This is a genomic window from Cohnella xylanilytica (assembly GCF_014212175.1).
In the GTDB taxonomy this organism is placed as follows: Bacteria; Bacillota; Bacilli; order Paenibacillales; family Paenibacillaceae; genus Cohnella; species Cohnella xylanilytica.
This window is the reverse complement of sequence record NZ_JACJVR010000142.1, coordinates 1-1,620: the sequence shown is the minus strand read 5'-3', so window position 1 is coordinate 1,620 and position 1,620 is coordinate 1. Positions and strand designations below refer to the sequence as shown.

1 protein-coding gene is annotated in these 1,620 nt (G+C 45.8%); it reads left to right on the top strand.

The features are described from left to right. Positions 1 to 63 precede the first annotated feature (63 nt). Entirely contained in the window at positions 64 to 1,362 is a 1,299-nt protein-coding gene (locus tag H7B90_RS30940) for an IS91 family transposase (protein WP_260411360.1), read from the top strand. Positions 1,363 to 1,620 lie beyond the last annotated feature (258 nt).

Sequence of the window (1,620 nt, the reverse complement as noted above, 5' to 3'; positions counted from 1 at the left end):
TTTATAAATTTCCGAGGTGGAGAACGTGTTCCACTTCGTATTTATTCTTGGTAAGGTTATGGTATGGAGATCAATGTTCTGAAGCGGATATTTTTTGACGAGCATCGTCATTGGGACAAGTTTGTAACGAAGCATCGAGACAAAATTCGTCCCAATGTCCTAAAAGAAATTGAGAAATTCCGTCAATGTGGAGATCCAAAGAATGGATTCAAGCTCTTTGTCTGTGAAGGTTGCCATGACCTTCGGTTAGTGCCGTATCGTTGCAAGGGAAGATTCTGTACAACCTGCTCATGCGGGGAGACGGAAGAGTGGGCGCGGCTGCTTGAACAAGACGTATTCCAGGTCAATCACCGGCACGTCGTGTTTACTGTTGATGAAGGTCTGCGCGAAGTGTTCTTGATGCACCGAGACAAACTGCTCAAGGAATTCATGGACGAAGCTGCCCGAGTCGTAAAAGAATACTTTGAGAAGAGGCATAAGATAACCCCTGGAGTTATAGCCGGCCTTCATACGTTTGGTGCGAGGATCAATTTCAACCCTCATGTACATATGTTGGTGACCATGGGCGGGATGAAGCAAAATGGGGAATGGAAGACCTATGACTTCATTCCGTTTGAGATGTTACGAAAACAATGGCAGACTGTCGTGTTAAAACTGATTCGTCGAAAGCTGAACGACCAGGAGAAAAGGCAGGTTCAACAACGCTTGCAAAGTGCCTACTCGGAAAATGGAGAAGGCTTCTATGTGTATGCACCAAAGCAGAAAGGGAACGTGAAGCAGCAATTAGGGTATATAGGGAGGTACATCAGGCGGCCGGCGATTGCGGTAAGTCGAATTGAGGAGTACGACGGCAAGACGGTAACATTCCGTTACCGGGACAAGACTGACGGTAAAGAGAAGACAGAGGCCATCTCCGTAGAGGAATTCATTGCAAGACTGATTCGACATATACCGGATGAAAACTTTAAGACCATCCGATATTATGGCGTTTATTCGCGTCGGATTAAAGCGCTATGCAAGAAGTTGGTAAGTCTATGGCAGAAGGAAGCGCGAAAGTGGATTGTGAAAGCCAAACAGATGTTGAAACGAAGGACATGGAGTGAGAGGATTAGAGAGCAAACAGGGAAGCCGCCATGCTGTCCCAAATGTGAAAGTTATTATGAATACAAGGGCGAAGTGTGTCTTGACGAAGGGGTCTTAAAGGTAAAGTATGCCCGATGCGCCCAAAGCAAAGCGTGCTTGGAGAGGATGATAAACGATGTCACCGGTATCAAAGAAGCGAAAAATAATAAAGAAAAAGAAGAAGCCCGGCAAGGGAATACAAAACACAGAGAACGCGATGTACATCTGTCTGCAGTGTAACGAAACAGAAGCCATCCCGCTGCATGTAGTAAGAAATTTAGATGCGATGGACGATGGAGATCCGACGGTACCGCCACAATTTACTTGTGAAGAATGTGGAGGAGCGATGTATCCGGAGCATTACATTGGAGTACATGGATATGAGTACAAAATAAGTGATGTAAAGAGATAAGGCACGGGAATATCCCGTGCCTGGCGTTTATGCTCGCATAAAGGTATACGCTCGAACTCAAAGGACGCCGTCAGGCGTTTTTCTTA